The 25107-nt window shown below is 68.9% G+C and carries 20 protein-coding genes and 1 pseudogene; 4 read left to right on the top strand and 17 right to left on the bottom strand.

The genetic code is table 11. The annotated features are described in order from the left end of the window. Positions 1–198: 198 nt before the first annotated feature. Positions 199–1332 (bottom strand): CapA family protein, encoded by a 1134-nt coding sequence (locus AB0C21_RS41415; protein WP_500211810.1) that lies wholly within the window; start codon positions 1330–1332, stop codon positions 199–201. 277 nt (positions 1333–1609) lie between these two features. On the opposite strand from AB0C21_RS41415, the gene AB0C21_RS41410 reads away from it, so the two are divergent. Next, positions 1610–3124, top strand: a complete 1515-nt coding sequence (locus AB0C21_RS41410) for an aminotransferase-like domain-containing protein (protein ID WP_500211808.1) — start codon at positions 1610–1612, stop codon at positions 3122–3124. 655 nt (positions 3125–3779) lie between these two features. Here the strand turns inward: AB0C21_RS41410 and AB0C21_RS41405 are convergent. The 12 genes and pseudogenes from AB0C21_RS41405 to AB0C21_RS41350 form a co-directional block, all read right to left on the bottom strand. After that, positions 3780–4634: a MurR/RpiR family transcriptional regulator gene (locus AB0C21_RS41405; RefSeq protein WP_500211807.1), complete on the bottom strand. Its 855-nt coding sequence runs from the start codon at positions 4632–4634 to the stop codon at positions 3780–3782. 217 nt (positions 4635–4851) lie between these two features. Continuing rightward, positions 4852–6033 carry a M20 family metallopeptidase gene (locus AB0C21_RS41400; protein WP_500211806.1) on the bottom strand — a complete coding sequence of 394 codons (1182 nt, stop codon included), beginning with the start codon at positions 6031–6033 and terminating at the stop codon, positions 4852–4854. A 20-nt stretch (positions 6034–6053) separates the two neighbouring features. Beyond that, positions 6054–6818 (bottom strand): amino acid ABC transporter ATP-binding protein, encoded by a 765-nt coding sequence (locus tag AB0C21_RS41395; protein ID WP_500211805.1) that lies wholly within the window; start codon positions 6816–6818, stop codon positions 6054–6056. Beyond that, the gene (locus tag AB0C21_RS41390; protein ID WP_500211804.1) at positions 6815–7789 is read right to left on the bottom strand and encodes an amino acid ABC transporter permease; all 975 of its coding nucleotides are present in this window, start codon (positions 7787–7789) and stop codon (positions 6815–6817) included. The genes AB0C21_RS41395 and AB0C21_RS41390 overlap by 4 nt, the downstream gene beginning before the upstream one ends. Before the next feature lie 3 nt (positions 7790–7792). Continuing rightward, entirely contained in the window at positions 7793–8752 is a 960-nt protein-coding gene (locus AB0C21_RS41385; protein ID WP_500211803.1) for an ABC transporter substrate-binding protein, read from the bottom strand. Between the two features lie 602 nt (positions 8753–9354). Next, the gene (locus AB0C21_RS41380) at positions 9355–9924 is read right to left on the bottom strand and encodes a GNAT family N-acetyltransferase (protein WP_500211801.1); all 570 of its coding nucleotides are present in this window, start codon (positions 9922–9924) and stop codon (positions 9355–9357) included. A gap of 989 nt (positions 9925–10913) precedes the next feature. Next, positions 10914–14162, bottom strand: a complete 3249-nt coding sequence (locus tag AB0C21_RS41375; RefSeq protein WP_500211799.1) for a DUF4132 domain-containing protein — start codon at positions 14160–14162, stop codon at positions 10914–10916. A gap of 85 nt (positions 14163–14247) precedes the next feature. Continuing rightward, positions 14248–14478, bottom strand: coding sequence for a GNAT family N-acetyltransferase (locus AB0C21_RS41370; RefSeq protein ID WP_500211797.1), 231 nt, complete (start codon positions 14476–14478; stop codon positions 14248–14250). A 1192-nt stretch (positions 14479–15670) separates the two neighbouring features. After that, positions 15671–16439 (bottom strand): annotated as a pseudogene (locus tag AB0C21_RS41365) (IS5 family transposase). Between the two features lie 321 nt (positions 16440–16760). Next, positions 16761–17534, bottom strand: coding sequence for an SGNH/GDSL hydrolase family protein (locus AB0C21_RS41360; RefSeq protein ID WP_500211796.1), 774 nt, complete (start codon positions 17532–17534; stop codon positions 16761–16763). After that, on the bottom strand, positions 17534–17698 hold the full coding sequence (locus AB0C21_RS41355; RefSeq protein ID WP_500211794.1) for a hypothetical protein: 165 nt from the start codon (positions 17696–17698) through the stop codon (positions 17534–17536). The genes AB0C21_RS41360 and AB0C21_RS41355 overlap by 1 nt, the downstream gene beginning before the upstream one ends. Before the next feature lie 26 nt (positions 17699–17724). Continuing rightward, positions 17725–18048: a hypothetical protein gene (locus AB0C21_RS41350; protein ID WP_500211792.1), complete on the bottom strand. Its 324-nt coding sequence runs from the start codon at positions 18046–18048 to the stop codon at positions 17725–17727. A 178-nt stretch (positions 18049–18226) separates the two neighbouring features. Here AB0C21_RS41350 and AB0C21_RS41345 point away from each other — a divergent pair, with 178 nt between their 5' ends. Both AB0C21_RS41345 and AB0C21_RS41340 read left to right on the top strand, forming a co-directional pair. Continuing rightward, positions 18227–18493, top strand: a complete 267-nt coding sequence (locus AB0C21_RS41345; protein ID WP_500211845.1) for a Scr1 family TA system antitoxin-like transcriptional regulator — start codon at positions 18227–18229, stop codon at positions 18491–18493. Further along, the gene (locus tag AB0C21_RS41340; protein WP_500211791.1) at positions 18477–18686 is read left to right on the top strand and encodes a DUF397 domain-containing protein; all 210 of its coding nucleotides are present in this window, start codon (positions 18477–18479) and stop codon (positions 18684–18686) included. The genes AB0C21_RS41345 and AB0C21_RS41340 overlap by 17 nt, the downstream gene beginning before the upstream one ends. 222 nt (positions 18687–18908) lie before the next feature. Here AB0C21_RS41340 and AB0C21_RS41335 read toward each other — a convergent pair whose 3' ends face one another. From AB0C21_RS41335 to AB0C21_RS41320, 4 genes are all read right to left on the bottom strand, one after another. Next, positions 18909–19739: a S1 RNA-binding domain-containing protein gene (locus tag AB0C21_RS41335; RefSeq protein ID WP_500211789.1), complete on the bottom strand. Its 831-nt coding sequence runs from the start codon at positions 19737–19739 to the stop codon at positions 18909–18911. A 528-nt stretch (positions 19740–20267) separates the two neighbouring features. Continuing rightward, positions 20268–20840, bottom strand: coding sequence for a hypothetical protein (locus tag AB0C21_RS41330; protein ID WP_500211787.1), 573 nt, complete (start codon positions 20838–20840; stop codon positions 20268–20270). Then, positions 20837–22240 carry a sensor histidine kinase gene (locus AB0C21_RS41325; protein WP_500211785.1) on the bottom strand — a complete coding sequence of 468 codons (1404 nt, stop codon included), beginning with the start codon at positions 22238–22240 and terminating at the stop codon, positions 20837–20839. Before AB0C21_RS41325 ends, AB0C21_RS41330 begins: the two co-directional genes overlap by 4 nt. A 710-nt stretch (positions 22241–22950) precedes the next feature. Continuing rightward, positions 22951–23253: a hypothetical protein gene (locus AB0C21_RS41320; protein ID WP_500211784.1), complete on the bottom strand. Its 303-nt coding sequence runs from the start codon at positions 23251–23253 to the stop codon at positions 22951–22953. A 225-nt stretch (positions 23254–23478) separates the two neighbouring features. Here AB0C21_RS41320 and AB0C21_RS41315 point away from each other — a divergent pair, with 225 nt between their 5' ends. Next, complete coding sequence (locus tag AB0C21_RS41315) at positions 23479–24720, top strand: IS256 family transposase (RefSeq protein WP_500211782.1); 1242 nt, start codon at positions 23479–23481, stop codon at positions 24718–24720. Positions 24721–25107 lie beyond the last annotated feature (387 nt).

Here is a 25107-nt window from a genome sequence, read left to right as displayed (position 1 = left end):
CTGTCGGCCCGTTCACCGACACGGTCCTTCGTCCGCCGGGTCCTGCGCCCGGCGGTTCTGCGAACGTACACGGCCGTCATCCTGGTGTCTAGAGGATGTATGCATAACAATCAGTACGCTTGCTCTGGAACACCTTGCCGCAGAAGACGGAAGGCCGTGCCCGCGGGGCGTTGCACCGGCGGGCACGGCGGGCGGGATTCAGCCGGTGACGGTCACGCGAGCGCCGTCGAACGCGACGACGGTGTCGAGATCCGCCGACTCGGCGGCCAGCCGGCCCGCTATACGGCGGGCGTTCTCCGGATCCGCCAGGACGGGGAGCCCGTGGTCGGCCGTCATGATCGGCACCAGCGACACCTGCGGGACGTCTCCGCCGGCCAGGTCGACGACCGTGACGAAGGCGTCCCGGCTGAACGCGTCGTAGATCTCCGCGATCTCCGGGGTGATGTTCTCCCTCGGCTGCTGGGCGACGAAGTTGCCCGGGCTGTACACGATGACCCGGTCCCGGTACACCTCCACCCCCTGCGGGGCGTGCACGTGATGGCCGAGGACGAGGTCGGCCCCCGCGTCCACGAGCGCGTGTCCGAACACCCGCTGGTACTCGGCGCGCGCGCTGCCGAACCCGAATCCCCAGTGCACGGTGACCACCACGACGTCGACGCGCTCCCGCAATTCCCGCACGCGGCCCATGACCCGCTCGTAGTCGGCCGTGCGCACCCGAGTGCGGATGACCGGGGGCACACCCGGTTCCTCCAGTTGGAACTCCCCGTTCACCACCCACTCGGTCTCTACGTGCACGGGAGAGATGCCCGGCTTGGACGGGCCGGCCGCGGTCCCCAGCGGCAGCAGGCAGGACCAGGCGAGGATCCCCACGCGGCGACCGGCGATCTCCAGGACGGCGGCCTCCTCGGCGGCCGCGAGATCCTCTCCCGCACCGATCGCCGTCACGCCCACCGAGCGCAGTCTCCGCACGGTGTCGTCCAGGGCGTCCCAGCCGTAGTCGGAACTGTGGTTGTTGGCGAGCGTCGCCACCTTCAGGTTGAAGGCGGCCAGCTCATGGACGAGTTCCGGACGCGCTCGGAAGTTGAGGATCCGGTCGGAGGGGTGACCCCGGTCGGAGAAGGGCAGCTCAACGCTCGACAGCACGCAGGACGACGCTCCGAGCACCTCCTGAAGCGCGGTGAACCCGGGGTCGGCGGGTACCTCGGCCAGGGACTTGGTGAGAACGATGTCACCGGTGGCGGTCAGATGGGAGATCACGGGCGGCGCCTTCCTGCACTGCGGATGGTCGCCGTACCGGCGCGCACCGTCGAAACGGCGGTCATGTCCGGCCATGCCGGACCAGACGGTACGGCGGTGAGAACGGACGTCACGGTGTCACGCTCGCCTAACACAGTCAATACGTTAGGAGTACAATCGGCGAGGATGCCGACGGATTTCCGGTCACAGCCTCTGTCCGGGCACCGCACACCGCCAGGAGGGCTCGAGTGCGCGAAAGGCCTTGGCGCAAAGGCCTTACACCAGGCATCAGGCGCTGGCGCATCCTGGTTCGCCCGCCAACAGTTAGGCGTACTGGTAAAATGTATGCGTGATGCTTGAGGTGCAACGGCGGATGGCGACCCTGCGAGACTCATCGGGCAACGGGCGTCCGCTCTACGAACGAGTGGCGCAGGAGATGTCCCAGGCGATCCGGTCAGGTGAGCTGCGCCCCGGTGAGCGGTTGCCGTCCGTCCGGCAACTGGCGACCGACCTGGGCCTCAGCGTCACGACCGTCATGAGCGTCTACGCCCGGCTCGGTGACCTCGGCCTGGTCCACGGGGAGGCCGGCCGCGGCACGTTCGTCAGCGAGGCTCCCGACCTTCCGCAGACGGCACCGCCCTCCAGCGGCGGTGAGGCTGTGGGACCCGTTCGCGGGGGGAGCGCCTGGCGACGCCAGGTCCTCGCCCAGACCGAGGCGCGGTTGAAGCACAGCCATCCCACCGCGCGCGACCTCACACGCGGCGGCCCGGACCCGCGGCTGCTTCCCTTGGCCGTCGTCAAGCGCGCCTACCGGGATGTCGCCGCCCGGTTGCAGGCGCAGGACCTGGAGTATCCGGCGACGCTGAGCACCGAGCCGGAGCTGGCCGATGCCCTTGCCAAACGGCTTGCCCACGACGGGATCGAGAACGATGCCGACGACATGCTCGTCGGCAGTTCCACGCAGCAGTTCCTGGCGCTGCTCGCCATGCTGCTGCAACGTCGCTCCCCTGGCGAAACCGTCCTGGTGGGCGTCGAGGAGCCCGGTTACCAGACCGCCATGGACACCCTCGAATTCCACGGATTGGGGCTCGTCCCCATGCCGCTGGACGAGGCGGGGGTCACCGTCGAGGGGCTGCTCGGTGCCGTCGACGCGGGTGTCTCGGCCGTGCTGTTCACCCCGCGCGCCCACAGCCCGACCGGCTGCTGCTGGACGGCGCAACGCCGACGCGCGCTGGCAGACACCCTCGCGCCACATCCCGACGTCTGGATCATCGAGGACGACCAGTTCGCCGAGGCCGCGACCCTGCGACCAGGCTCGCTGTACACCGATCCCCGGCTACGGGACCGCGTCGTGTACCTCCGCTCGTTCTCCAAGTCCATCGCCCCTGACATGCGGCTGGCGGTGGCCCTCGCCAAGCAGCCGATCCGCCATCCGCTCACGCTGGCCAAGTCCTTCGCCGACGGATGGACGTCCCGAACGTCCCAGCGCGTACTTGCGGCGACGCTCACCGACCCCCGCCTCGACGAACTTCTCGCGGAGGCGCGCACCGAGTACGCGCACCGCCGGGCCGCCGTGCGCGAGGCCCTCCGGCAGGCCAGCGCCTCCCAGCAGATCGGCCTTTTCGTCCCCGAGTACGACACTGACGGTTTGCACGTCTGGGTCACGCTCCCCGGTGGTTGTGATGCCGATCGGGTGGTAGAAGCCACGGCGCAGCGAGGGTTCTTGCTGGCAGCCGGGCAGCCCTTCTTCCTGTCCCCCGGCCACCAGCGCCACCTGCGGATCAACGCGGGCGCACTCCCCGTAGAGCACGCCCCGCAGCTCGCCGCGGCGATCGGCGAGGCCGTTGTCGGCCTGATGGGCCAGCCCACCGCCCTGCTCACGCCCTGACTCGGCAACCGACCGGACCATGCCGCCGACCCGCGCCCTCAATACCGGCCGATGACAGCGAAGCGCGTAAGGCCGGCAACGGCGGCTCCCCGATACGATTGAGGCCTGCTACACCGCCCAGGCTCCGCTCGGGTGCGCGGCCCCACCGGCCAGACGCAGCCTGCGGGCGCCGTGCTCGTTGAACACCAGCACGTACACCCGCTTGAGAAGGCCCGTTTCCGAGCGAGGTTCTCAAGAAGGCGAGTACAGCTTCCGCCGCCGAACTCGGCCGACCAGGGCGACACAGTCACCATGATCGACCGTCTGGGTGAGCACTTCGGGAATCTACGAAGCGTACGGTGGCTCCCGAAACTGGCTCCCGTTTGCGGTTACGGTATTTGTCCCCGACGTGCCCGCCGACGCTTCCCGCAGGGACGTGGTGATCTCCAGCCGCAGATACCAACTCCATGCTGCGCTCCACGCCGACCGCGGGTCAGGCTCTGTGAAGAGCCTCGGGTTCGTACCGCTCCTCAGGCGCCCCTGCTGAAGCGATCAACACGGGCCGCCGCCCTGGCCCACACCCGGCCCTGGCGCCGTCCCGCCCATCGCCACTGAACTGAACAACTGTGCGCCTCCGGGGGGTGGTCACGGCTCGCCGCCCGCCGATCCACCGAGTTCAGTACAGGTCCGCGTCCCTGGCGGCCTCCTCGCAGGCCAGCATGTGCTCGCGCCCCTCCTCCCCCAAGGCGGCGAGCACCGCGGCCACGGTGGTCTCGACAAGGGCCAGAGAGGGGACCAGGCTGTCGTAAGGGGAAGGTGCGTCCACGTGGCTGGGCAGCACGACATCCGCGATGGAGGCGACGGGGGACAGCCACGTATCGGTGAAAAGGACGATGCGGCCGCCGCGTTCCTTCGCCCGTTGGGCGACCTTCATTGCCCGGGGTTCGTACCGGCGGTAATCGAAGATGACGAAGACGTCCTTGCGCCCGCTGCCTGCCAGTGCAGCCGCCTGTTCTACCGGCAACACCGGGAACATCTGCACGTTGCCGCGCAACTGGGCGAGGTGGAGAAGCAGGTAGTGGGCGATGAGGTGGGTGAAGCGCCCGCCCAGCACATGGACGCGGCGCCCGTGGTCCGCCAGCAGTCGAACGGCCGACCGGAGATCGTCAGGCGGCAGTGCACTGAGACTGCTCTCGACGGCCGCCGTGAACACGTGCGCGCCTCGCTCGAGGATGTCGTCCTCGGAACCGGGTTCGGACGGCCGCTGGTAGAGGGTCAGCGGGGAGGCATCACGCTGTTCGAGTTCGTCGCGCAGCGCCGACTGGAAGTCCGGATAGCCGGTGAATCCCATCCGCACGGTGAAGCGAATCACGGTGGGCGCACTCGTCCCGGCACGTTCCGCCAGCTTGGCGACAGTGTCGAGTCCCGCGGCGGGATAGGCGGCCAGCAAGGCGCGCGCCACCTTGCGCTCCGCCGGGCTGCATTCGCCCAAGCGCTGCCGAATGGTATCGGCGAGGCTTGCCTCGCTCATGTGCTCGCCACCTTCCGTGTTCCTCAGCCGGAGGGTACCGGCGACGGACGTGAACGCCCGTCCCAGGCCGGACGGGAAAGACATTCGTGAATCTTTGGTGGAACCGGCCGCGGACGTGGCTCAGAAGGAAGTCCCATGGCGAGTCGGAAAGGCGGACCTCCTCCGGGTCGATCGGCCAGTTCGCACAGCGGGCCGCGGGCCGCTGCCATTGCCCTGGTCACGGAAGGCACCCGGACCCCTCTGTGCCAAGGCGGGCGATCAGTGCGGCGAGCACGGTCGTCCGCGGGACAACGCTGGAGAGGTCGAGCCATTCATCGGGGGTATGGTCTCCGCCACCGACCGGGCCGAGGCCGTCCAGCGTCGGCGTGCCGCAGGCCGCGGCGAGGTTCGCGTCGGCCACGCCGCCCGTCCCGACGGCCCGCAGTTCCAGCCCGAGTTCGGCCGCGATCGCGACGGCCGCATCGACCAGGCCGCCGTCGGCCTCCATGGGCGGCAGTACGGCGCGCCGGCGGATCAGGGCGGCCGTACCGGGTACGGGGAGCCGTGCCGCCAGCCGGTCGATCTCGGTGAGCGTGTCCGCGAGGTCGGCGCGCGTAGTGGCGCGCACCTCGGCTTCCAGGTGGGCCTGCGGGCAGACGATGTTGGCTCTCGAACCGGCGCGGATCACGCCGACGTTCACGCTCACCCCGGGCCGGCCTCCGTTGAGCCGCTCCAACTCGATGACCAGGCCCGCCGCCGCGAGCGCGGCGCTGGCGCCGCGCTCGGGTTCGATGCCGGCGTGCGCGGGCCTGCCGCGGATGTCCACATGCACGTCGGCGATGCCCTTGCGGGCCTTGACGATGGCCCCGTCCTCGCGGGCGCACTCGAGGCAGAGGGCGACATCGGCCTCACGGGACAGTTGCTCGATCAGTCCTCGGCTGCCGGGTGCGCCTATCTCCTCGTCCGGGCTGAACACCGCGACGACCTCGCGGTAGGTCTCGGCACCGGCAGCGATCAGCGTCTCCAAAGCGGTCAGCCCGGCCAGCAGACCGGCCTTGTCATCGGTCACGCCCGGCCCGTGAGCCCGGCCGTTCCTGATGTGGAACGGCCGGGCCGCGGCAGTGCCGTCCTCGAAGACTGTGTCCATGTGGCTCAGCAGCAGGATGCGCCGTCCGTTGAGGAGGCCGCCCTGACGGCGGCCGACGACCACGTCCCCGAGCGCTCGTCCGTCCGACGGGCCGACGGGAACGCGGTCGACGGTGCAACCGAGCTCCAGCAGTCGGCGTGCGCAATAGTCGGCGACCTTGTTGACACCTGCGGCGTCCCATGATCCGCAATCGGTGTTGACGAGTAGCTCCAGATCCCTCAGGAAGCCCTCGTACCTGGCGGTGACGAGCTTTTCGAGCAGGGTGGCGGGCATCGGCCTTGCCTCGGGCCCGTTCACAGGACCTTGGCCAGGAATGCCCGGGTGCGTTCGTGTTCAGGGTGCACCAGGACCCGCTGGGGGTCACCGCTCTCGACCACCACACCGTCGTCCATGAACACGGCCAGGTCGCCCACCTCGCGCGCGAAGCCGATCTCATGGGTGACCACCACCATGGTCATACCGTCCCGCGCGAGTTGCCGCATGACGTCCAGGACCTCGCCCACCAGTTCCGGGTCCAGTGCCGAGGTCGGTTCGTCGAACAGCATCAGTTTCGGCTCCATGGCCAGCGCCCGAGCGATCGCGACGCGCTGCTGCTGGCCGCCCGACAACTGGGCGGGATAGCAGTCCCGCTTGTCGGCCAGGCCCACCCGTTCCAGCAACCGCACTCCGTCCGTCCTCGCCGTCCGCCGGTCCCGTCCCCGCACGCGGACAGGCGCTTCGATCACGTTCTCCAACGCCGTCATGTGCGGGAACAGGTTGAACCGCTGGAAGACCATCCCGACGTCACGGCGCTGCCGCGCGACCTCCTTCTCGCGGAGCTCGCGCAGCCGCTGCCCGCTCTGGGCGTACCCGACCAGCCGTCCGTCGACCGACAGCCGGCCGGCGTCGATCTTCTCAAGGTGGTTGATGCACCGCAGGAAGGTGGACTTCCCCGATCCCGACGGCCCGAGCAGGCACATGACCTGGCCGGCCTCGACCCGGAGGGTAATGCCGTTCAGCACCCGCAGACGCCCGAAGCTCTTGTGCACGTCCTCGGCGAGGACCATCGGTGCGCTCATGCCGCGCCTTCCCTGTTCGATCGCGAGCCGTTCCCGCGCACGAGCGCACCGACTCCGAGCAGGCGCTGGAACGGGCCGGGCTCAGGTCGGCCGCTCTGCCCGCGCCCGTACCGGCGTTCGAGCCATGACTGCGGGACCGACAGCAGCGAGGTGAGGGCGAGGTACCAGATACTGCCGACGACCAGCAGCGGAATGACCTTGTAGTTCTGGGAGTAGACGTCGGTCAGGTTGGTGAGGAGATCGTGTCCGGCGATCACCGATACCAGCGCGGTGGATTTGAGCATGGTGATCGTCTCGTTGCCCATCGGCGGGACGATGACGCGCATCGCCTGCGGCAGCACGATCCGGCGCATGGTCAGGGCCGGCGACATGCCGAGCGAGTGCGCCGCCTCGGTCTGTCCGCGGTCGACCGACAGGAGGCCCGCCCGGACGATCTCCGAGGCGTAGGCGATCTCGTTCAGTCCGAGTGCCAGGAGCGCGGCGGCCGAGGCGCCGATCAGCGAACTGGTCGGGGTGGAGAACACCGTGATGTGCGTGAACGGGACGCCCAGCATGATCCGCGGATAGAGCGCCCCGAGATTGCCCCAGAAGATGAGTTGGACGATCAGGGGTGTGCCGCGGAACAACCAGACGAAGACCGCCGCCGTCGAGGACAGGACGACGTTGCGCGACAGGCGCATGATCGCCAAGATCGTTCCCCCCGCGACGCCGATCACCATCGCGGCGACGGTCAGCCAGAGGGTCACCCAGAGGCCGCGGAAGACCAGGGACTTGAACAGGTAGTCACCGACGGTCGGCCAGTCGATGTTGGGGTTCTTCCCGATGGACCAGAGCGTGCCACCCGCCGCGACGAGCACCACGAGGGCAGCGGCCCATCGGCCGTAGTGACGGACGGGGGTCGCCGTGATGGCCTTGGGCGGCGACGCCGGGCCGGATCGCGAACCGGTGAGGGATGTCGATTCGGCGGACACGGCTCATCCCACCCCCGCGTTCATGGTCGCCTTGGGGATCCCGATGCCCTTCTGGCCGTAAAGCTCAAGGATCTTGGTGTAGGTGCCGTCGTCCATCAGCGCCTGCAACGCCTGCTGGACGGCGCGGGCAAGCTGCGGGTTCTTCTTCGTGATGCCGATGCCGTTCGGGGTCGAGTCGACGCCGTTGGGGTACTGGGGATCATCGACCACCTGGAACGCGGCGCCCCCGTCCGCGGTCTTGGCGGTGTATCCGGCCGCCGGCTTGTCCATGAAGTCCGCGACGACCTTGCCGGCCTTGATGGCCAGCTGGCCATCGGTGTCCTTGGGGAAGACCGACAGCTTCACCGGGGGCTTGCCCGCCTGGACGCAGGGATTGTTCGCGTCCTTCAGCATCTTGGCCTGCTTGGTACCGCTCTGCACCGCGACCGGTTGGCCGCACAGGTCGGTGAGCGTGGTGATGTTCTTCGGGTTCCCCTTGGCGACCAGGATCCCGGACCCGGACGCGGAGTAGTCCACGAAGGTGAGCACGGCCTGCCGCTCCTTGGTGTCGGTCATCGCCGACATCACCACGTCGAACTTGCCCGCCTGCACCGCAGGGAGGAGGCCCTCGAACTTCTGCGCTGAGAAGGCGAACCTGACGCCGAGCTTGGCGCCGATCGCCTGCCCGAGGTCGTAGTCCAGACCGGTCATCTGGCGGCTGCCCTCCGAGGTGTACATCTCGAAGGGCGGATACGGCACGTCGGTGGCGACCCGGACCGTCCCCGCGTCCTTGATCTCCGCGGGCAGCAGGTCGTGGAGCCCGGAGTCTTTGCCGACCGTCACGCCCGCCACCGTGACCGGCTTGCCGGCCGCCGAACCGCCGCCTTCCTGGCCGCCGCCCGAACCGCACCCGACCGCCAGCACCATCAGCAAGGCGATGCCCGCCGCCAGGCGGGCCCCTGCTCCGATTCCGAGTCTGGTCATGGATTTCTCCTTCCACGGCCTCGGATACCGAGGCGACGTGAAGCAGAAATTACATCTTTGCCAGCAAACTGGCTAGATGTAACGCATGTAACGATTCGGAGGATGTCGGCTCTCCACCGTCGGCGAGGAGATTCGCGACGCCGTCGCGCAGCGCCAGGTCGGACCGCACCACCAGGCCCGACACCGCACTCTCGGGCTTCCGCACGTGCACGTGACGCTCGAGCGGCAGCTCCGGTGCGCGAGAGCTCGTCGATGGCTTCGGTCATCGGCTGGGTCAGGGCCCGTAGTCTCGGCGGTGCCGTCCTACCGGCGGCGGCCGCTCTCAGGCGTACTGCTGCTCCTCCCTGCCGGTGGGCGACGACAGGTGGTGCTGGCCGCGCGTGGACTTGAGTGATCGCGCCGAGTACGGCAGCGGGTGAGCGCGGGCGGAGAAGGGAATCGCGGGAGAGGTGGCGGCTCCCCCCAGACTATGGACGCCGGCATGCTGTGCGAGAACGCGTCAACTGAAGCGCTCGGCGCTGTCATCGGGGCGGTGCTCCTCACCTGCGCGACCCCGGACCGGCTGCGGAGAGGGTGTCAGCCTGGCCGGTTGGACGGGCTGATCACTGCTCGATCGCTGCCCGTCGGCAGCCCTTCGCATCGGCTCCTGCCGGGGCAGGGCCGGCCAACTCGTCGGCCAGGAGGTCCATGAGGAGACCGTCGTGCCACGTCCCGTCGGTGTCGCGCTCGTACTGGCGCATGACACCCACCGGGCGGAAACCGACCTTCTCGTAGCAGCGGATGGCGGCGGCATTGGAGGCGGCCGGGTCGATGGTGATCCGGTGGTGGCCGTGGTCGTCGAACAGGTGCCTGGCGAGGGTGTGGATCGCGTCGGGTCCCAGGCCGCGCCCGCGCAAGGACGGGTCGAGGTAGATGTCGATGCCGGCGTGCCGGTAGTCGGGGTCCTGTTCGGCGTGCCACTGGATCATGCCGATGGTCCGGCCCTCGTGCTCGATGACCAGTTTCCCGGTGTCGGGGTCGGCGAGTTCGCGGGCTACTTCGGCAGCCAGGTCGGGGCCGCCCCGCCACCACCGGCGTACCTCCGGCTTCGCGCGGACCGCGGCCAGCGCGGGCACATCGTCCAGCGTCGCGGGCCGCAACGTCACCCACTCGCCGTGAAGGATCTCGCACATGATCCGACGATATCCGCGGCACCCCCACCGGCACCTGATGCCGTCGGGCCTGAGGTCGACAGCTTTGCCTCAAGCTCCTGCCCGTTCACCACCAGGAGTGGCCCCTGGCCTGATCCACGGCCTTCAAGCACTGGTCTGCGATGCGCCGGGCGAACTGGACGAACTGCCCCCGCAGATCAGGACCGAAGCCGCACGCGTCTACGCGACTATGACTCGTGAGGGCTGCGGGCGAGAGCCGGCAGGCTGTTGGGGCGCAGTACCGCGAACTGCGGTGCGCGATGCTGGTCATGGCCGACGCGATGCTGGTCGTGGCCGATACCGATGGATTCAGGCGGCCGGCCCGGGCCGCGCCACCGCGGGCGGCTCAGATGCAGTAGCCGACCATTGTGATCGGCCCTCGGGCCGCCCAGTCGGGAATGATCCAATCGTGGAATGATTTTCCTTCCACGAAAGCGCACTGGCTGTAGTTCATCCCGTCGGCGTACCGCAGGGAGCGATTGCCGCCGTACAGGGAGCAGTTATAGCCGACTCCGTGCCAAAAGCCCTCATCGTCCCGATATACACGAACTGTCCTGATGCAGGGGTCGGCTGCCGTCTGCGTTGCGGCGGTCACGCGGGTGCGCGCCGCTGGAGACACCGACTGGGTGGACGCTGCACGGCCCGGCGCTCCAGCGGCGGACGCCGGGCCTGCCGGGACGGCCGGCAAGACCAACGCGGCGCCGGCCAGGGGGATGGCGAGCGCGGAACTCGCGGTGGGGCGGCACTTGGCTTTGCGCATCATGATTTCCGATCTCGTGACTCGACTGGGATCAGACACCGCCCATGGTTGCCCGGCGCGCTATCGCCCTGGTCACTTCCTGGTCACACCAGCTCTGGCCTGCACTGCTGCGGTGGGGACCTTTGTTCCTGGTGGCAGCTGCCCAGAGTTCGGTCCAAAGCGGCGGCGGGTACCAGCAAGCGGGCAAAGGTGCGGACTAATCCACCGTTGGTCAGGGGGAGACGACGGCGGTGAGGTCGGCGAGTATTTCCGAGGCGGTCACCGCGTCCAGTTCGGCGAAGCTGTGTCGTGCTCCCTCGGAGGCGCTGTGGGAGAAGTACCCGGGGGCGGGGTCGGCGCCGACCCAGACCGCTTCGATGGTCTGATCGCCGGACTCGCTGACGTAGCCCACGTACAGTCCTGTGGCGAGTGTGAGGACGACGTACCGGCGGGTGCCGGCCGGGCGGACGAGGCAGGAGATCCCACCGTCGGAATCCACGGGGCCGCGGTACCAGCCACGCCGCTCCAGCCGGAGCACATTTCCGAACGGCACGGTCACCCCTTCGAATCGGGTCAGCCGGGCCCCCGCCTTCTCCTCGCCGGTGAGCGCGTGGACTTCGCGTCCGAGCTGCGGGAACGGCTGCAGAATCTCGTAGTCGGCGAAGACCTGGGCCCAGGTCGGCAGCGCCTCCCCGAGGTGCAGCGGGTGCGCGATGCCGATGGCGGCGCCATCGGGCATCGCGACGGCGGCGTCGTCGACGTCGGCGAAGGTGCGGTCTTCCGCGAGCCGGAACGCCGTCACGGTGCCGCCATGCTCGGCCACCCACACCAGACGCCGCGCGATGTGCCACACCAGTGGATGCCCGACGAAGAACTCGCGGAACTCCGGCAGCGGCCACCGGCGTCCCGTCGTCATCGCCCGTTCGAGGCGCTGGAGTTGGAGTCCGGCGATGGCGCGAACGTCCTTCTTCAGGGCGGTGAAGCGTCGATGGGCGGCGGGTGCCAGAGTGGCGTCATCGTGCCGCCCGGGTTTGGGCAGGGTCGTCCGGTGCTTACCGGCCTGGTCGATGACGTAGGGCCTGAGCGCCTCGTCGAATCCGGCGGTGAACCTGCGGGAGCCGTAATCGAGGACGAGCGTGCCGTCGGCTTCCAGACCCAGGTCGGGGACGAGCCGGTCGCCGAGCTGCTCGGTGGTGAGGCCGCGTGCGGCGGCGATCTGCTCGATCTTCTCCTGCGCCCGCTGTTTCAGAGCCTTGAACCTCACCTTCTGCGCGATGGCATGGATTTCGCGCAGCGCGAGGTCGGATCCGATCGCGGCGAGCACGTCGAGCCCGCGCACCGCCTGGTGGTGGCCGCCCTCGCCCGGCCAGGCCCGGACCGCTGGGACGAGCTCGCGCACGGTCGTGTCGTCCCCGAGCCAGGCCAGCGCGGCGAACTGCCAGGCGTCACGGGGTTCGGCGCCGTTCTCGCGCCAGTGGCGGAACAGCGCCCAGCCGAAACGGGCCAGCGAACGCTCGTCACACGCGTCCAGGACGCTTCCGAGGTCGGGATCGGGTTCGGCGGGCGTGGACATCGCCAGCAGCGTGAGCAGGTTCCTGACCGCGGGGACGGGCAGCGCGCGCACCTGGCCTCGCAACAGAACCTGCGGCAGCACCTCGGCGTCCACCGCCATGTGCGCGGGCGGCTTCTTGCGGGGACGCGGCGCCTCGTCCGGCTCTGCGTCCAGGACGGTCTTGATCGGCTCAACGGCACGCTCGTCAAGCTCGCGCGCGAAGTCGAGGACGGCGTCTCGGCCTTGCTGGGCGGCGACGAAGCGCAGGGCGTGCTCGGCGGCCTTGCGCGCCTTGCCGGCGCGCCCGACCGCGACCGGCACGAGGTAGGGAAGCACGGCCTGTCCGTGCCGCGTGAACCAGGCGGAGGCGGCCCCGCGCGCCGCCGTGCCCCGCTGCAGCCAGTCGGCCATCGCGTTCGCGACATCGCCGTCGAGGAAGGGCAGCAGCAGTTCGGCGCCGTTCGCGGGCCGCGCCCTCGCGTAACCGAACGCGACCGGGAGAGCGTCGAGCTCGTACCGCGCGATGATGACGCGGAGCCACGTGTCCGGATCGTATGGGTCCCCTGTCCTGCCCAGGCCACGCTCGTGACGCCAGTCGGGCTGCCACTCCGCCAGGACAGGGCGGACGAGGTCTTCGGGCCCTGCCGCCAGGACCGCGCCCTGCCAGTAGAGCATCCGTCCCAGATCGGTCGACGGGGACCGGGCCTCCGCGACCCGCCGCACCCAGGTCTCGGTGCGCGCTGCCGGAACCGGGACCCGCCCGAACGAGTGGCCGCCCGCCTGGATCGTCACGATCTTGCGGTTCAGCCAGTCGTCGCGTTCGCCCGGTGCCCACGCCATCGCCCGCTCCCGCGAAACCGGCAGGCCCTTGACAGCGACAGGCTTGACCTTCGGCTCCGTCCGCTCCCACCGCGGGACGACCAGCGGGCGCGGCAACTCGTCCGCCGCCGCGTCCGGAGACCTGTCGTCGGCCGCCGACAGGTCCTCCACGACCGCGCGGCTCCCGCCGGGCAGGTCCGGGAGGGCTTGTTTCACCAGTTCCGCGTTCGCCCGCAGATGGTCGGTCAGCAAGGCGCGCGCCGTGGCGTCCCCGGCCGACGCGGCAGCCGCCAGAACGCGAATCGCGCGGACCGGGAAACGCCGCATGGTGTCCCGCAGCGCCGCCATCATGTGAAGGTTGCCGGCGCGCTCCAGCATCTGCCGGAACGCTTCGTCGCCGGGCAGCCGGCTCAGGACGTCCAGCAAGCCCTTGCGGCGTGGTGCGCTGCCGTGGAAGAGATCGAACGCCTCGGCCATGAACGGGGCGATCGCAGGACCCACACCGTCCGCCAAAGTGATGAGGTTCTCGACGTAATAGCAGTCGGAGACGGAGATATGGGCTGCGGCACCGAGGATTTCGAGATGCTCAGCCGACCCCAGTGAACGAAGCAGCATCTCCCGCCGCACGATATTCGCTGGTGCCGCACAACATTCGGCTACCCATTCGAGTTCGGTCGGGACGAGGTAGGCGGCGAGCATCTGCCGTGCCGGTGTCGTGCGCAGCCCAGCGAGAAGCGAGACGACGTTCCGGTATTCGGCATCGTCGGCCTGCGGGATGAATGCGCGCAGGCGCTTGAGTTCGTTCTCCTGCCACGACAGGTCCAGGTTCTCGACGCCGTGGACGGCCGCGATCACCGTCGCGCCCAGCGCGCTCCCCTTGCCGTACAGCTGCTCGCGCGCCACGGAAGCAAGCGCCGGGTCGTCCTTGGAGTAGCCGAGGAATTCTTCGATCCGGCCTACGTACTGTGCGAGCAGTTCGTCCTCGCGGACATCGGCGGCTTCGAGTTCCGGCCCCGGATGCCCGCCGCGTCGCGGATGCAGATGCCGCATCCACGACCTCGGCATTCCAAGGGTGTCTTCGTCCGGCAGCACGACGCTCGACTTGATCATGCTCGGGAGCGTAGTGACGCCCGCCGACACCCGTCGGCGGATTTCGGCAAGATCCACTCGCGGGCCCCGGACTTAGGTCGGACGCTCAAGCGGTGGTGAGGGATTCCTTGGTGAGGCGGACGGTGCCGTCATCGCCGGAGAGAGGGGCCGGCCGCTTTCCCTCGCTCTGGCAGAGCGCGATGTTGTTCCGGCCGCCTGCTCCAGTGGACAGCACGATGCGATGGCAGGCCGGGTCGGCGACGGCCTCGGCCATCCGGAGCAGCCAGCGTCCCAGGCCGCGCCCCCGCAGGTCGGGGACGACGCCGAGCCGTCCCACGTGCCATTCGGCATCGTCGCGGCGGGTCCGCCCATGCCGAGGAGCCGGCCGCCCCGCCGCAGCCCGATCGCGTGCCGGTCGCCTACCTGCTCCACGGTCTCGTGCAGCGCGGGGACGTCCCCCGGGGGGGTGGCGAGGGCCTCGTCCACCCGGCAGCAAGATCCGTGCCCCAGCCCTGCCCCACAGGCCTCCTCGGGCTCGGTCCGAGTGACCGGCGGGTCGGCTGACCTGCAGTGACACCTCTACGAACCTGTGACCACTTCGGCAGGGTCGAACAGCGACGAGAGGGCCCCTCCCGCGAGAGCAGGCCTCTGACCTGGGGATACGTGGGCAATACTAGGTTCGAAGTGGCTCCCACAACTGGCTCCCGGGGTTCTGGCTGCACGAGAGAACCCACCTCGTTTGCAGGCGGCTCCTCCGCAAGCTCCGCTGCAGCCCCGGCAAGGCCAGCCACCTCGTCAAGGCCATCGCCGTCCTCCAGAACTTCGAAGCCACCCGAGGATGAAAAAGAGTCAGTCACCTGCCACCAGCCCTAATCAATCCTCCGGCTGATACGCATCGTTCTCCGCCTAGTAAATAGTAGCCTCGCACGCCTCGTGAGTGGTCGGAATTTTCCCACCACGCCACGCTGACCACACTCCTGGCACTTCTCGTCCTATCAGCATTTCAACGGCTATCGCCATCCCGCTGCACGGTCGTCGTCCGGCAACAACAGTCTGATGGAAATGCTTCAACAACAGCCAGTTCGCTTTGGCGAACGTAGATTACGGCCTTGCCGCGGAGTTGCACAGGTTGCAAGCAGCGTCTTTGAGTTGCATGGCACCTCACTGCAACAGCCCGCCTACGCCAGTCAGTTGCAGCCCTTGGGTCCGAGCACGGTCCACCAGCATCGAGATGAGCTGCTCGTCCGAAGCCGCCCCTGCGGCTCCTGGACCGGGGGCGCTCGTCGACGCGCGCACTGGCTGGCGACCGCGGGCGACCCCGACCCACCGCGCGTCCCTCTCTATCCCCCTCGTGCCCTTCGGCGACGAGCCCGACGGGATCGCCGAGGAGACGCCTGGCGCACCCGCGGCGCCGCGGTGCGCGCCCTGGCCGCCCACCACGAGACCCGTCCCCCGCGCTCCTCCTGGAAATCAGCGGGCACCGGGAGGTGCGCCAACACCGCCCGGAGCCCTAAGAGGTCGTAACAGAATCAGCGGACGAGGCGTCGCCAGCAGATGGTGGCGGCGGCGAGGGTCAGGAACGCTTCATGGAGCGTCGCGGGGCTTCCCAGCGGATGCGTAAGCGGCGGAACCAGGCCGATGGTGCGCTCGACGACGTAGCGGTGGACGCCCAGCCCGGACCCGTGCGGGGCGCCGCGGCGGGCGATGACCGGTTTGACGCCCTTGGCCCACACCAGCCGCCTGTATTTGTCGTGGTCGTAAACGCAGTCGGCCAGCAGTCGCACGGGTCTTCGAAGGGGACGGCCAACCCGGCCTCGCACGGCGGCACCTTGGTCAGCAGCGGCATCAACTGTGTGACGTCGTTACGGTCTCCACTGGTCAGCGACAGGGCGAGCGGGGTGCCGCGCCCGTCGGTCAGCACGTGGTGCTTGGGCCCGGCCGGCCGCGGTCGACCGACCGGTTCTGGGCCGCCCTTGAGCGCGCGGACGTGCGAGCTGTCGATCAGCGCCCTGGACCAGTCCAGCTGCCCGGCGGCGCGCAACTCCTCCAGCAGCAACCGGTGCAACCTGTCGCACAGGCCCGCCTGGTGCCACTCAGCCAGCCGCCGCCAGCACGTCATACCCGAACCGAACCCCAGCTCCTGGGGCAGGAACTCCACCGGACCCCGGTGTGCAGCACGAACAAGATCCCGCACAGCACCTTGCGGTCGTCCAGCCGCTTACGCCCAGGGTGGTGCTTGCGGCGCTCAACCTTCGGCAGCAGCGGCTCGATCCGCTCCCACAGGCTGTCGGCCACGATCCATGGAGGTTGCTCACCCCTACGCACCCGCCCACACCACACCCGAATATCACGCCATGTCGCATCACATGCACATTTTGTTATGACCTCTAAGCGGCGCTTCGCGGCGCATCTCCCTGTTGCCGTTCTGCAGCCCCAGGGAGGACCGAGGGCGGCAGTGTGTAAGCGGCCGTTCTCAAGCGACCCTTCCAGGCCGTCACCTCGGTCCCCGCCGAGTCCCTTCACCAAGCACCAGCGGTGCCCGGCGAGAGCCATGGTGCCCTAGTGACCACTCCAGTGGACGTTCCCCCTGCCTCCTTTCACATGCGTGCAGGGGCTCACTCACCGTGGCGGGTCTCCCATGGCTGCCAGGTGGGGGCGTTTGGCTGTGCGGCCGTCCCCGGAGGAGCGGCCCTGGAGGCGGCGAAGGATCCAGGGGCCGACGAAGGTGGCGATCCATCGGGCTTCGGTGGCCGCGCGCTGCCAGGGCGGCGGGGTAGGCAGGGGCGGGAGCGGAGTAGCCCAGCTCGCGTCGGTTCCGGGAAGGTCGAGGGCGTGGGCGGTGGCGGCGGCGATGCGCGCGTGACCGAGTGGGGTGGCGTGAATGCGATCGGGGCTCCACAAGCGTGGATCGGTGCAAACGGGATGGCAGAAGGTGTCGACCAGGACCGCGTCCTGGCGGCGAGCGGCGTGCCGGATGCGGTCGTTGAAGTCCAGGACGCGTCCGCGCGCCAGCCGAGCCAGCGGAACGATCTTGGCGACGTCGGGAAAGGTGAAGGCCACCACGGTGGCACCGGAGTCGGTGAATGTCTCGATCATCTCCGTCAACGCGGCGGCCACTCGGCCAACGTCGGCGCCTGGACGGATCAGGTCGTTCATGCCGGCCATCACGGTGACCAGGTCCGGTTTGAGGTCGAGCGCTGGTCGAGTCTGCTCGGATTGGATCTGAGCGGCCAACCGTCCCCGAACCGCGAGGTTGGCATACCTGAGATCGGGGTTGTGGGCGGCCAGCATCCAGGCGAGCCGATCGGCCCAGCCCCGATAACCGGTGGCCTCCGAGCCGTCGTTCAGTCCCTCGGTCTGGCTGTCGCCCACCGCTACGTAGCGCTGGTACATCAGCCTCCCCTGCCTGCCTGGTCGCGGCGTTCCAGTTCACGGTACGGCTGCCGGGTGTTGGCCCTCCAGAAGTTGGCCACCGGCGCATCGAAGATTTTGATCCGGTCGCAGCCGGGCGCCTCGCCCTCCAGCAGGGCGGCCAGCACTGCGTTGCGGAACGACATAGCGGACAGCATAGTCAATTAATTGACTAGGTTCCCCGTTGTCGTTGTGGACGAACGACGGTGCCCTGCTGGGCGTAGTGCAGGTCGCGGCTCAGCGCGTGCAGGGACTCGCCCTTGTTGAGCTGCCGGGAGATCTTGCGGCTGGCGGACAGGTAGCGGGCGGCGTGGTTTGAGAGGCAAGCGCGAGGTATGAATCCGGCGACCTCGTTCTCGATGCGCTCGGACAGCGCGTTGAGGTCGCCGGCGACGCCGCGCCGTGTGTCGTTGAGGCGGTCGCAGTACTTCCAGACTCTGAGATGGTCATGTCGGAGTCCAGGACGCCGCCATCGGTTCCGCGGAGGCGCCGCCATGCGCGGTAGCCGGCGAGGAGGGCCTTCTACCAATCGGCAGCACGCCGGGTGGACACCTCAAGCTGAGCGGTTCTGGGCATCTGGGGGCACTCCTCATGATCGAGGACGGGGTTCCCAGTAACGCGACCCAACACAAGCCGCGCTATCTCAGGGACTTCACTGAACCCGGGGCACCTCAATCCGCGTCATGCCCATCTCCGTGAGCGAGCACGCTGGAATGGACGGTCCCTTCGTCGCTTTGAGCTTTGCCGGCGAACTAGACCAAGACGTCGTCTACCTGGAAGGTATGGGCGGCGAGGTCTTTGTCGAGGAGGTCGGCCAGGTCACCCGCTGTAATGTGAGGTTCGACCGCATTTGCGAACAGGCCCTAACCGAGAAGGACTCGGTCGCCCTGATCGCCGACATCACCGAGGAGTACCAGCGATCCAATGAGCCTCCACGATGACCTCTCAAGGGCCCGGTGGCGCAAGGCAAGCCGGAGTAGCGCGAGCGGAAGCGACTGCGTTGAGATCGCCCAGGTTTCGGACTTGATCGCTATTCGCGACTCCAAGGCCCCCAACGGCCCGACAGTCGTCATCGACCGAAAGGCCTGGCGGACACTCACCAACCGGGCGCATCGGGGCGAACTCGAACTCTGAATCCCCGCGCCCGCCGCGCGCACCGACACCCCTCCGCAGGACGCCCAGGGCCACGAGCCCCGGGATCACGGCCTGGAGCGGTCCGTCGAAGGGGCTGCCGCCGGACCAGGGCTGGTAACGAATACATCCTCTAGAGCACGCTGGCGGACGCAGGGCAGTCCTCGTGGCTTTGTGATTCGTGTCATCGGGGAACTCGACGACGGTCTCCACGAGGATCGGGGTCTACTGCCGCGCCCTGCGGCGCGATAGGAAAAGCCGACGCCGCTGCTGGTCGATGTCGGTGACGACCACGGTGATGGAGTCGCCGACCTCGACTGCGTCCTCGGGCCTGTCGAGGGGTGTGTCGGCGAGTTCGCTGAGATGGACCAGGCCTTCGATGCCGTCTTCGACGCGCACGAAGGCACCGAAGGGCACCAGCTTGGTGACCCGGCCGGGAAGGGGCTGCCCTACGCGGACGCGGTTGGCGAACTGCTGGAACGGGTCGGGTTGCAGGGCGCACAGCGACAGCCGGGCCTCGCCGTTGTGGGTGTCGAAGACCAGGAACTCGCAGGTGACGCGCTGCCCCACGGAGACGACATCGCAGGGGTCCTCGAAACGGAGCCAGGACAGTTCGGGGAAGGTGATGAAGCCGACGCCGGGGAAGACAGGATGGTCCGGGCCGTCATCCAGATCAATGAACACGCCGAACCGCTCTATCGACGCGACCGTGCCAGACAACCGCTGTCCCGGACGCAATGCCTTGAGAAATGCCCACAAGCGTGGATGCTCGGTGGCGGACAAGGAGAGCCGCACTTGCCGCTTCGCGAGATCGACGGCGAGCACCTCGGCCGATACTCGGGCGCCCGCTTCGAGTGGCGCAGTAGGTGGTCGGCCGAACGCGCGCCAGGACAGATCGAGCGCGCCGACGACACCGACGGGGTAGACGGGGAAGTCATCAAGGAGCACCGCCGCCTCCGACTGGGTGACCTCTGCAACCACGCCCGACAGGATGTCCCCAACGTCCACCGTCTCCAGAAACGCTGCGAGGGACTCATCCTCCCGCCGAGTTCCCATGACGCAAGGCTCCCACAAACGGATGGAAGACGGCTGGTACCGACCATCCGGTCACGTTTCGGCCCAACGGCAGGGGATGCGCCCCAGGGGATGGCCTGCTCGAAGCGCCAGAACGCGTACGTGGCAGTCGGGTCCGGGCAGTCTCACATGGCCCGGAACTCCTACCGCTACGGCGAGCCGCCACGTAGCCGAGCGTGACCGGCGGGTTGTCATAACTTCTGAACCCCACCAGCGGTCGAGGCGCCATTCCGCCGCTGACCTGGGCGAGTTTCAGAAATCCGACCGCGCGCGAGGCCCGGCTGCACGGTTATCCGGCCGGACGAACGCACCGCGCGCCGGTCTTATCCCGTCGCGTCCGGGCCGGAATCCAGCGCGCGGCCGGGCGGCGTCCACGCCGCGTGACCTGCGGCGACCTTTCTACCTTGGGGCTGGGGACACGTTTGGAAGCGGAGGGCCATGCAGCGCCGGCCTCTATTTGTCGGCTTCGGTCGAGCACTGCGAGGAAGCCCAGGTGCTCCAGCACGTGAATCAGTTGGTCGCGGTGCTGAGCAGGTCGCGATAGTCGGCGCATCGGACGGTGTGGCCGGGACGGCCGTCGAAGATGTTCAGCTCGACCTTCTTGACGCCGGGGATCGCCTGTGCGGTGCAGGCGAGCTGCGCCTGCCACAGGCGCGGCCATTTCTCGGGCCGGATCGTCGTCTGCAGCGCGACGGTGACGGTCCCCGAGTCGTCTGTTTCGCGGATGGCCGCTGGTGGCGCCCCAGGTGGACGGATGCCGTCCGGTGACGGGTCGGGCAGCCCGGCGACGATCCCGATACCGGGCAACGTGCTGTCCAGGCCCGCTTGGCGTTCGTTGTCGGTGACGCCGTACCCGAGTTGCCACAGCGGCATCAGCGGAGCCCCGGGCAATCCGGGCCGGACCACTGGCACCAGCCGGCCGCCCTTGACGAAGTAGATGGTGTTGTTGACGACCGGGCCCTGTCCGGTGGGCAGAGCTCCAACCCTGGTGATGCCGGTCGGCCGGACGCCGCAGCCGCTCACCAGGACCACAGCCGCGGCGAGCACGGCGCTGAGCACCGTCACGACGTGCCTGCCGCTCATCGTGTCCCCGCCACGGGCAGCCAGAGGGTGAACACCGCGCCCGCCTGGGGACCGGCGGATGCTTCCAGCGTCCCGCCGTGGAGCGATGCGTTCTCTCGCGCGATCGCCAGGCCCAACCCGCTGCCCGCGCTCCGCGAGCGGGCCGCCTCGGCCTTGAAGAACCGGTCGAAGATCAGTGGCAGCAGGTCGTCGGGGATGCCCGGTCCCGAGTCCGCGACCGAGAGTTCGAACCCCGGCACGCCGTCGCGCTCGGCACGGCGGACCTCCAAGCGCACCGGCGGCCGCCCGTGCCGGAACGCGTTGCCGACCAGGTTGGCCACGATGACGTCGAATCGGCGCGGGTCCACCCGGACCACCAGGTCGCCGGGGGCCGCGACCGCGACTTGGCCGGTCCAGCCGCGCGCGTCGAGGACGGCCGCAACAGCCTCGGCCACGACCACATCGTCCAGGACGAGCGCGGCCGCACCAGCGTCGAACCGGCTGATCTCGATCAGGTGCTCCACCAGCGCGCCGAGCCGCCGCGTCTCGGCCACCACCAGCCGCGCCGCCGTCGGATCCGGTTCGGCCTCCAGCACGTCGGTGAGGGCGGTCATCGCGGTGAGCGGAGTGCGCAGCTCATGGGAGACGTCCGCCACGAACCGCCGCGCCGCCTCCTCCAACGCGCGCAGCTCGGTCACCGTGGTCTCCAGGGCGCCCGCCGCCCGATTGAACGTGTGGGCCAGGTCGGCCAGCTCGTCCCGGCCCCGGACCTGCACTCGCGTCGTCAGCTCGCCCTCGGCGAGCGCCCGTGCCCCCGCGCCAAGGCGCCGGACCGGCCGCAGCAGCCCATGCGCGGCCGCCAATGCCAGTCCTAGCCCGAACAGCAGCGCAGCGGCATCCGCCATGACCATCGCCCGGATGAACGACCGTAGGTGAGCGGCTTCCCGATCCAGGCTGACGCTGACCAGGACAATCGGTGGGGCAGTGCGCTGCGCGCCGACCGCCGAGGCGCGATACACGGCCACGGACGTCCCGACCAGCAGGTACGGCCGTCCCAGATGCCGTACTCGCTGAACGACCATGGCCCGCACAGCCCGCGCCGCGAACACGGCGGGCACCGGCACGTGCAGGCAGCCAGGGGCAGGCGAAGGCACCGGCCGGCCCGGCGCTGACGTCACCACGCAGGCCCGCTGGCGCCGGTCGGCAGTGCTCAACGCCGCCTGCAGGGTCGCCTGCAGGGTCCTGTCCGCGTTCGCCGGCATCTGGACGGGCACCAGCCGTTCGACGGTCTGCCGGACCTGGGTCGCCACGGCGTCCCGGGTGCGTTCCAGCATCGCGTCGCGCACCAGCACGTACCCGACGCCGGATGCCAGCACCGACGCCAGCAGCGCCACGGCGGTGAACGCCGCTGCCGTCCGCATCCGCAGGCTCGTCATCGAGTCGCCGACCGGCACCCGGCCCCGAGCTTGCCGCGGCGCCGCGCTCCGATACCCGACGGCACCAGAGCTGCCGCCGGCCTTGTCGAAGGATCGCCCTGCCAGTGGAAAACGCTCAGCACCGGATCAGTATGCAGTCGGCCGTGATCATGCAGCGGCTATGTCTCGAAATCCAGACATAGAGCGAAGACGAACCGGCGCGTCCATGGGCGTGTGGTCGCGGTACGGGTTCCCGAACCGGGCTGTCTCGGTGTGCCGCCGCTTTTGCGATTGACCGCGCGACACGCGGGCCGGTCCCGGCTCCCGCCGATCCGCACCCGGCACAACTCGCTCCTTGCCCGCGTGGATCTCTTGAGGACCTCCGGAGTCGGGACCGGCGCCAAGGCCATCGCCTCGACCTAGACGTCGATATGCGCCTGATCGACGTCCACCTTCAGGAACACGGCGCCGACGCGCAGAGTCGCACGCTCGGAATGGGCGACGACGACCTCGATCTCATCCATGGGCGGCCACTATCCCGGAGATGATCACAGACGTCGCCCGGGTTTCGCGTGCGATTACGCAGTCGGCCGCCTCCCGCCATCCAGCGGCCTGGTGCATGACACCGACCCCTGATCAGGCCAAGCCCAGCAAGTTGTTAGGAGTCCTTAGTGCGGGCCTGTCCCCCGGACGGTTGGACAAGAGTGGGGCGGTCGCTACGGACGGGAGAGCCGGGCGATCGTCGGCATGGACATGAGTTGATTGAAGGCATCGTCCTTCGACAGCGACGCCAGACAGTCGATGCCGGACAGAGCGACGGCATGTGGGGCCTCGTGGTCGCGTGCGCCCACCATGGGCGTCTCTGTAGGGGAGGACAGCGAGATGACCGCGACTTGGCCGTAGTTGCGCAACTCGCGGATTCCTTCGGCTTCGCCGCCGTAGATGACCAGAATCCGGCCGGAGCCTGTCTGGCGACTGAGGAAGGCCCGTGTCTGCTCCAGGTCCTCGGTCAGCACCAAGCCGGGGACCCGATCCTCTTACAGAGTGCCAATATCTATCCCGAGTAGTCGCCATGCGTCCGCTCGGGTGAGAACGAGCTCGGTCGTGGTGCCTGGCGGACTGGTCGGTTGCGTCCACGGAGGTGGTGTACGAGTTTCCGCAGGTGAAGAGCGTGGCGTCGTGACGTGAGGCGGCCACCGCGTAGATCCTTCGAGATGGATGATCAAGAAGAAGGAGACAACGCGATGGCCGCGGACAACAGTGTGGACCCTGGCGAGTGGATTGCCGAGCAGATCGGGGCGTGTGAGCCGGATCTGCTGCGGTCGATGGTCAAGACGATGGCCGAGGCGCTCATGTCGGCGGAGGCCGACGCGGTGTGCGGCGCCGACTACGGGACCCGTTCGGATGACCGGGTCAACCGCCGCAACGGCTACCGGCCCAGGGACTGGGACACTCGCGCGGGCACCGTGGAGCTGGCGATCCCCAAGCTGCGGTCGGGGTCCTACTTCCCCGAGTGGCTGCTGGAGCGGCGCCGCCGGGCAGAGCAGGCCCTGGTCAGCGTGGTCGCCACCAGCTATCTGCTGGGCGTCAGCACCCGGCGGGTGGACAAGCTGGTGGAGCAGATGGGCATCAAGGGCATCTCCAAAAGCCAGGTGTCGCAGATGTCGAAGGTGCTGGACGCCCAGGTCGCCGCGTTCCGCAACCGGCCGTTGGAGGGCGGCCCGTATGCGTTCGTGTGGGTCGATGCCCTGACCCAGAAGGTCCGCGAGGGCGGCCGGATCGTCAACGTGCACGTGCTGGTGGCCACCGGCGTCAACGCCGACGGGCACCGCGAGATCCTCGGCGTCGAGGTCACCTCGGCCGAAGACGGCGCCGGGTGGCTGGCGTTCCTGCGCGGGCTGGTCGCCCGCGGCCTGACCGGCGTCCAACTGGTCATCTCCGACGCCCACGCCGGCCTGGTCGAGGCGATCGGGGCGACACTGCCCGGGGCGGGCTGGCAGCGGTGCCGGACGCACTACCTGCGCAACCTGCTGACCAGGGTGCCCAAGTCGGCGCAGCCGTGGGTGGCCACGCTGGTGCGCACCATCTTCGACCAACCCGCTGCCGAAGAGGTCCGCGCCCAGCACGCCCGCGTCGTCGCCTCACTGGAGGCCAAGCATCCCGATGCCGCCGAGCACCTGGCCGAGGCCGAACCCGATCTGCTGGCCTTCACCGCGTTTCCGCGGCAGATCTGGCGGCAGATCTGGTCGAACAATCCTCAGGAACGCCTCAACAAGGAGATCCGGCGACGCACCGACGTGGTCGGGATCTTCCCCGACCGGGCCGCGATCGTCCGCCTCGTCGGCGCCGTCCTGATGGAGCAGACCGACGAATGGACCGAGGCCCGCCGCTACATGGGCCTGGAATTCCTCGCCAAAGCCCGCCTGCGCGTCATCGACGGCACCACACCAGACCCCAAGATCGACAACCAGGAACTCACCGCTTAACCTGCAGAAACAGGATCACGCGGAGGCCGACTCATACACCACTCCGCTGGACGTGACCGACTGGTCAGGACGTCTATGACTAGGCGGCGGACGGCGTTCTCGCCTGTTGGTCCGCCGAGTGGAACCCAATTGTGGCGCACGGCCCGAGGCTGTACAGGTCGGATGGTGGTTGACCGGCGGAGGTTGAAGATCGCAGAGCCACCTCGGGCTGAGAGCGTCGCTTCACCTGGCTGAACGCCGACCTTGCTGCTGAGGCGACGGCTCGCCGATACCTACTCAAGATGGCAGCAGCCTGCACTCCGACGGCTGCGGAGACGACCTGGACGAGTCGCTGTCCGCCGTGCTGGAGGCCTTCGTTGATCGGGTCGGGATGCTGCTGGCTCACAC

Source organism: Spirillospora sp. NPDC049024, assembly GCF_040649235.1.
Taxonomy (GTDB): Bacteria; Actinomycetota; Actinomycetes; order Streptosporangiales; family Streptosporangiaceae; genus Spirillospora.
Note: the sequence above shows the minus strand (reverse complement) of the source record. Positions and strands in the feature narration are given on the sequence as shown.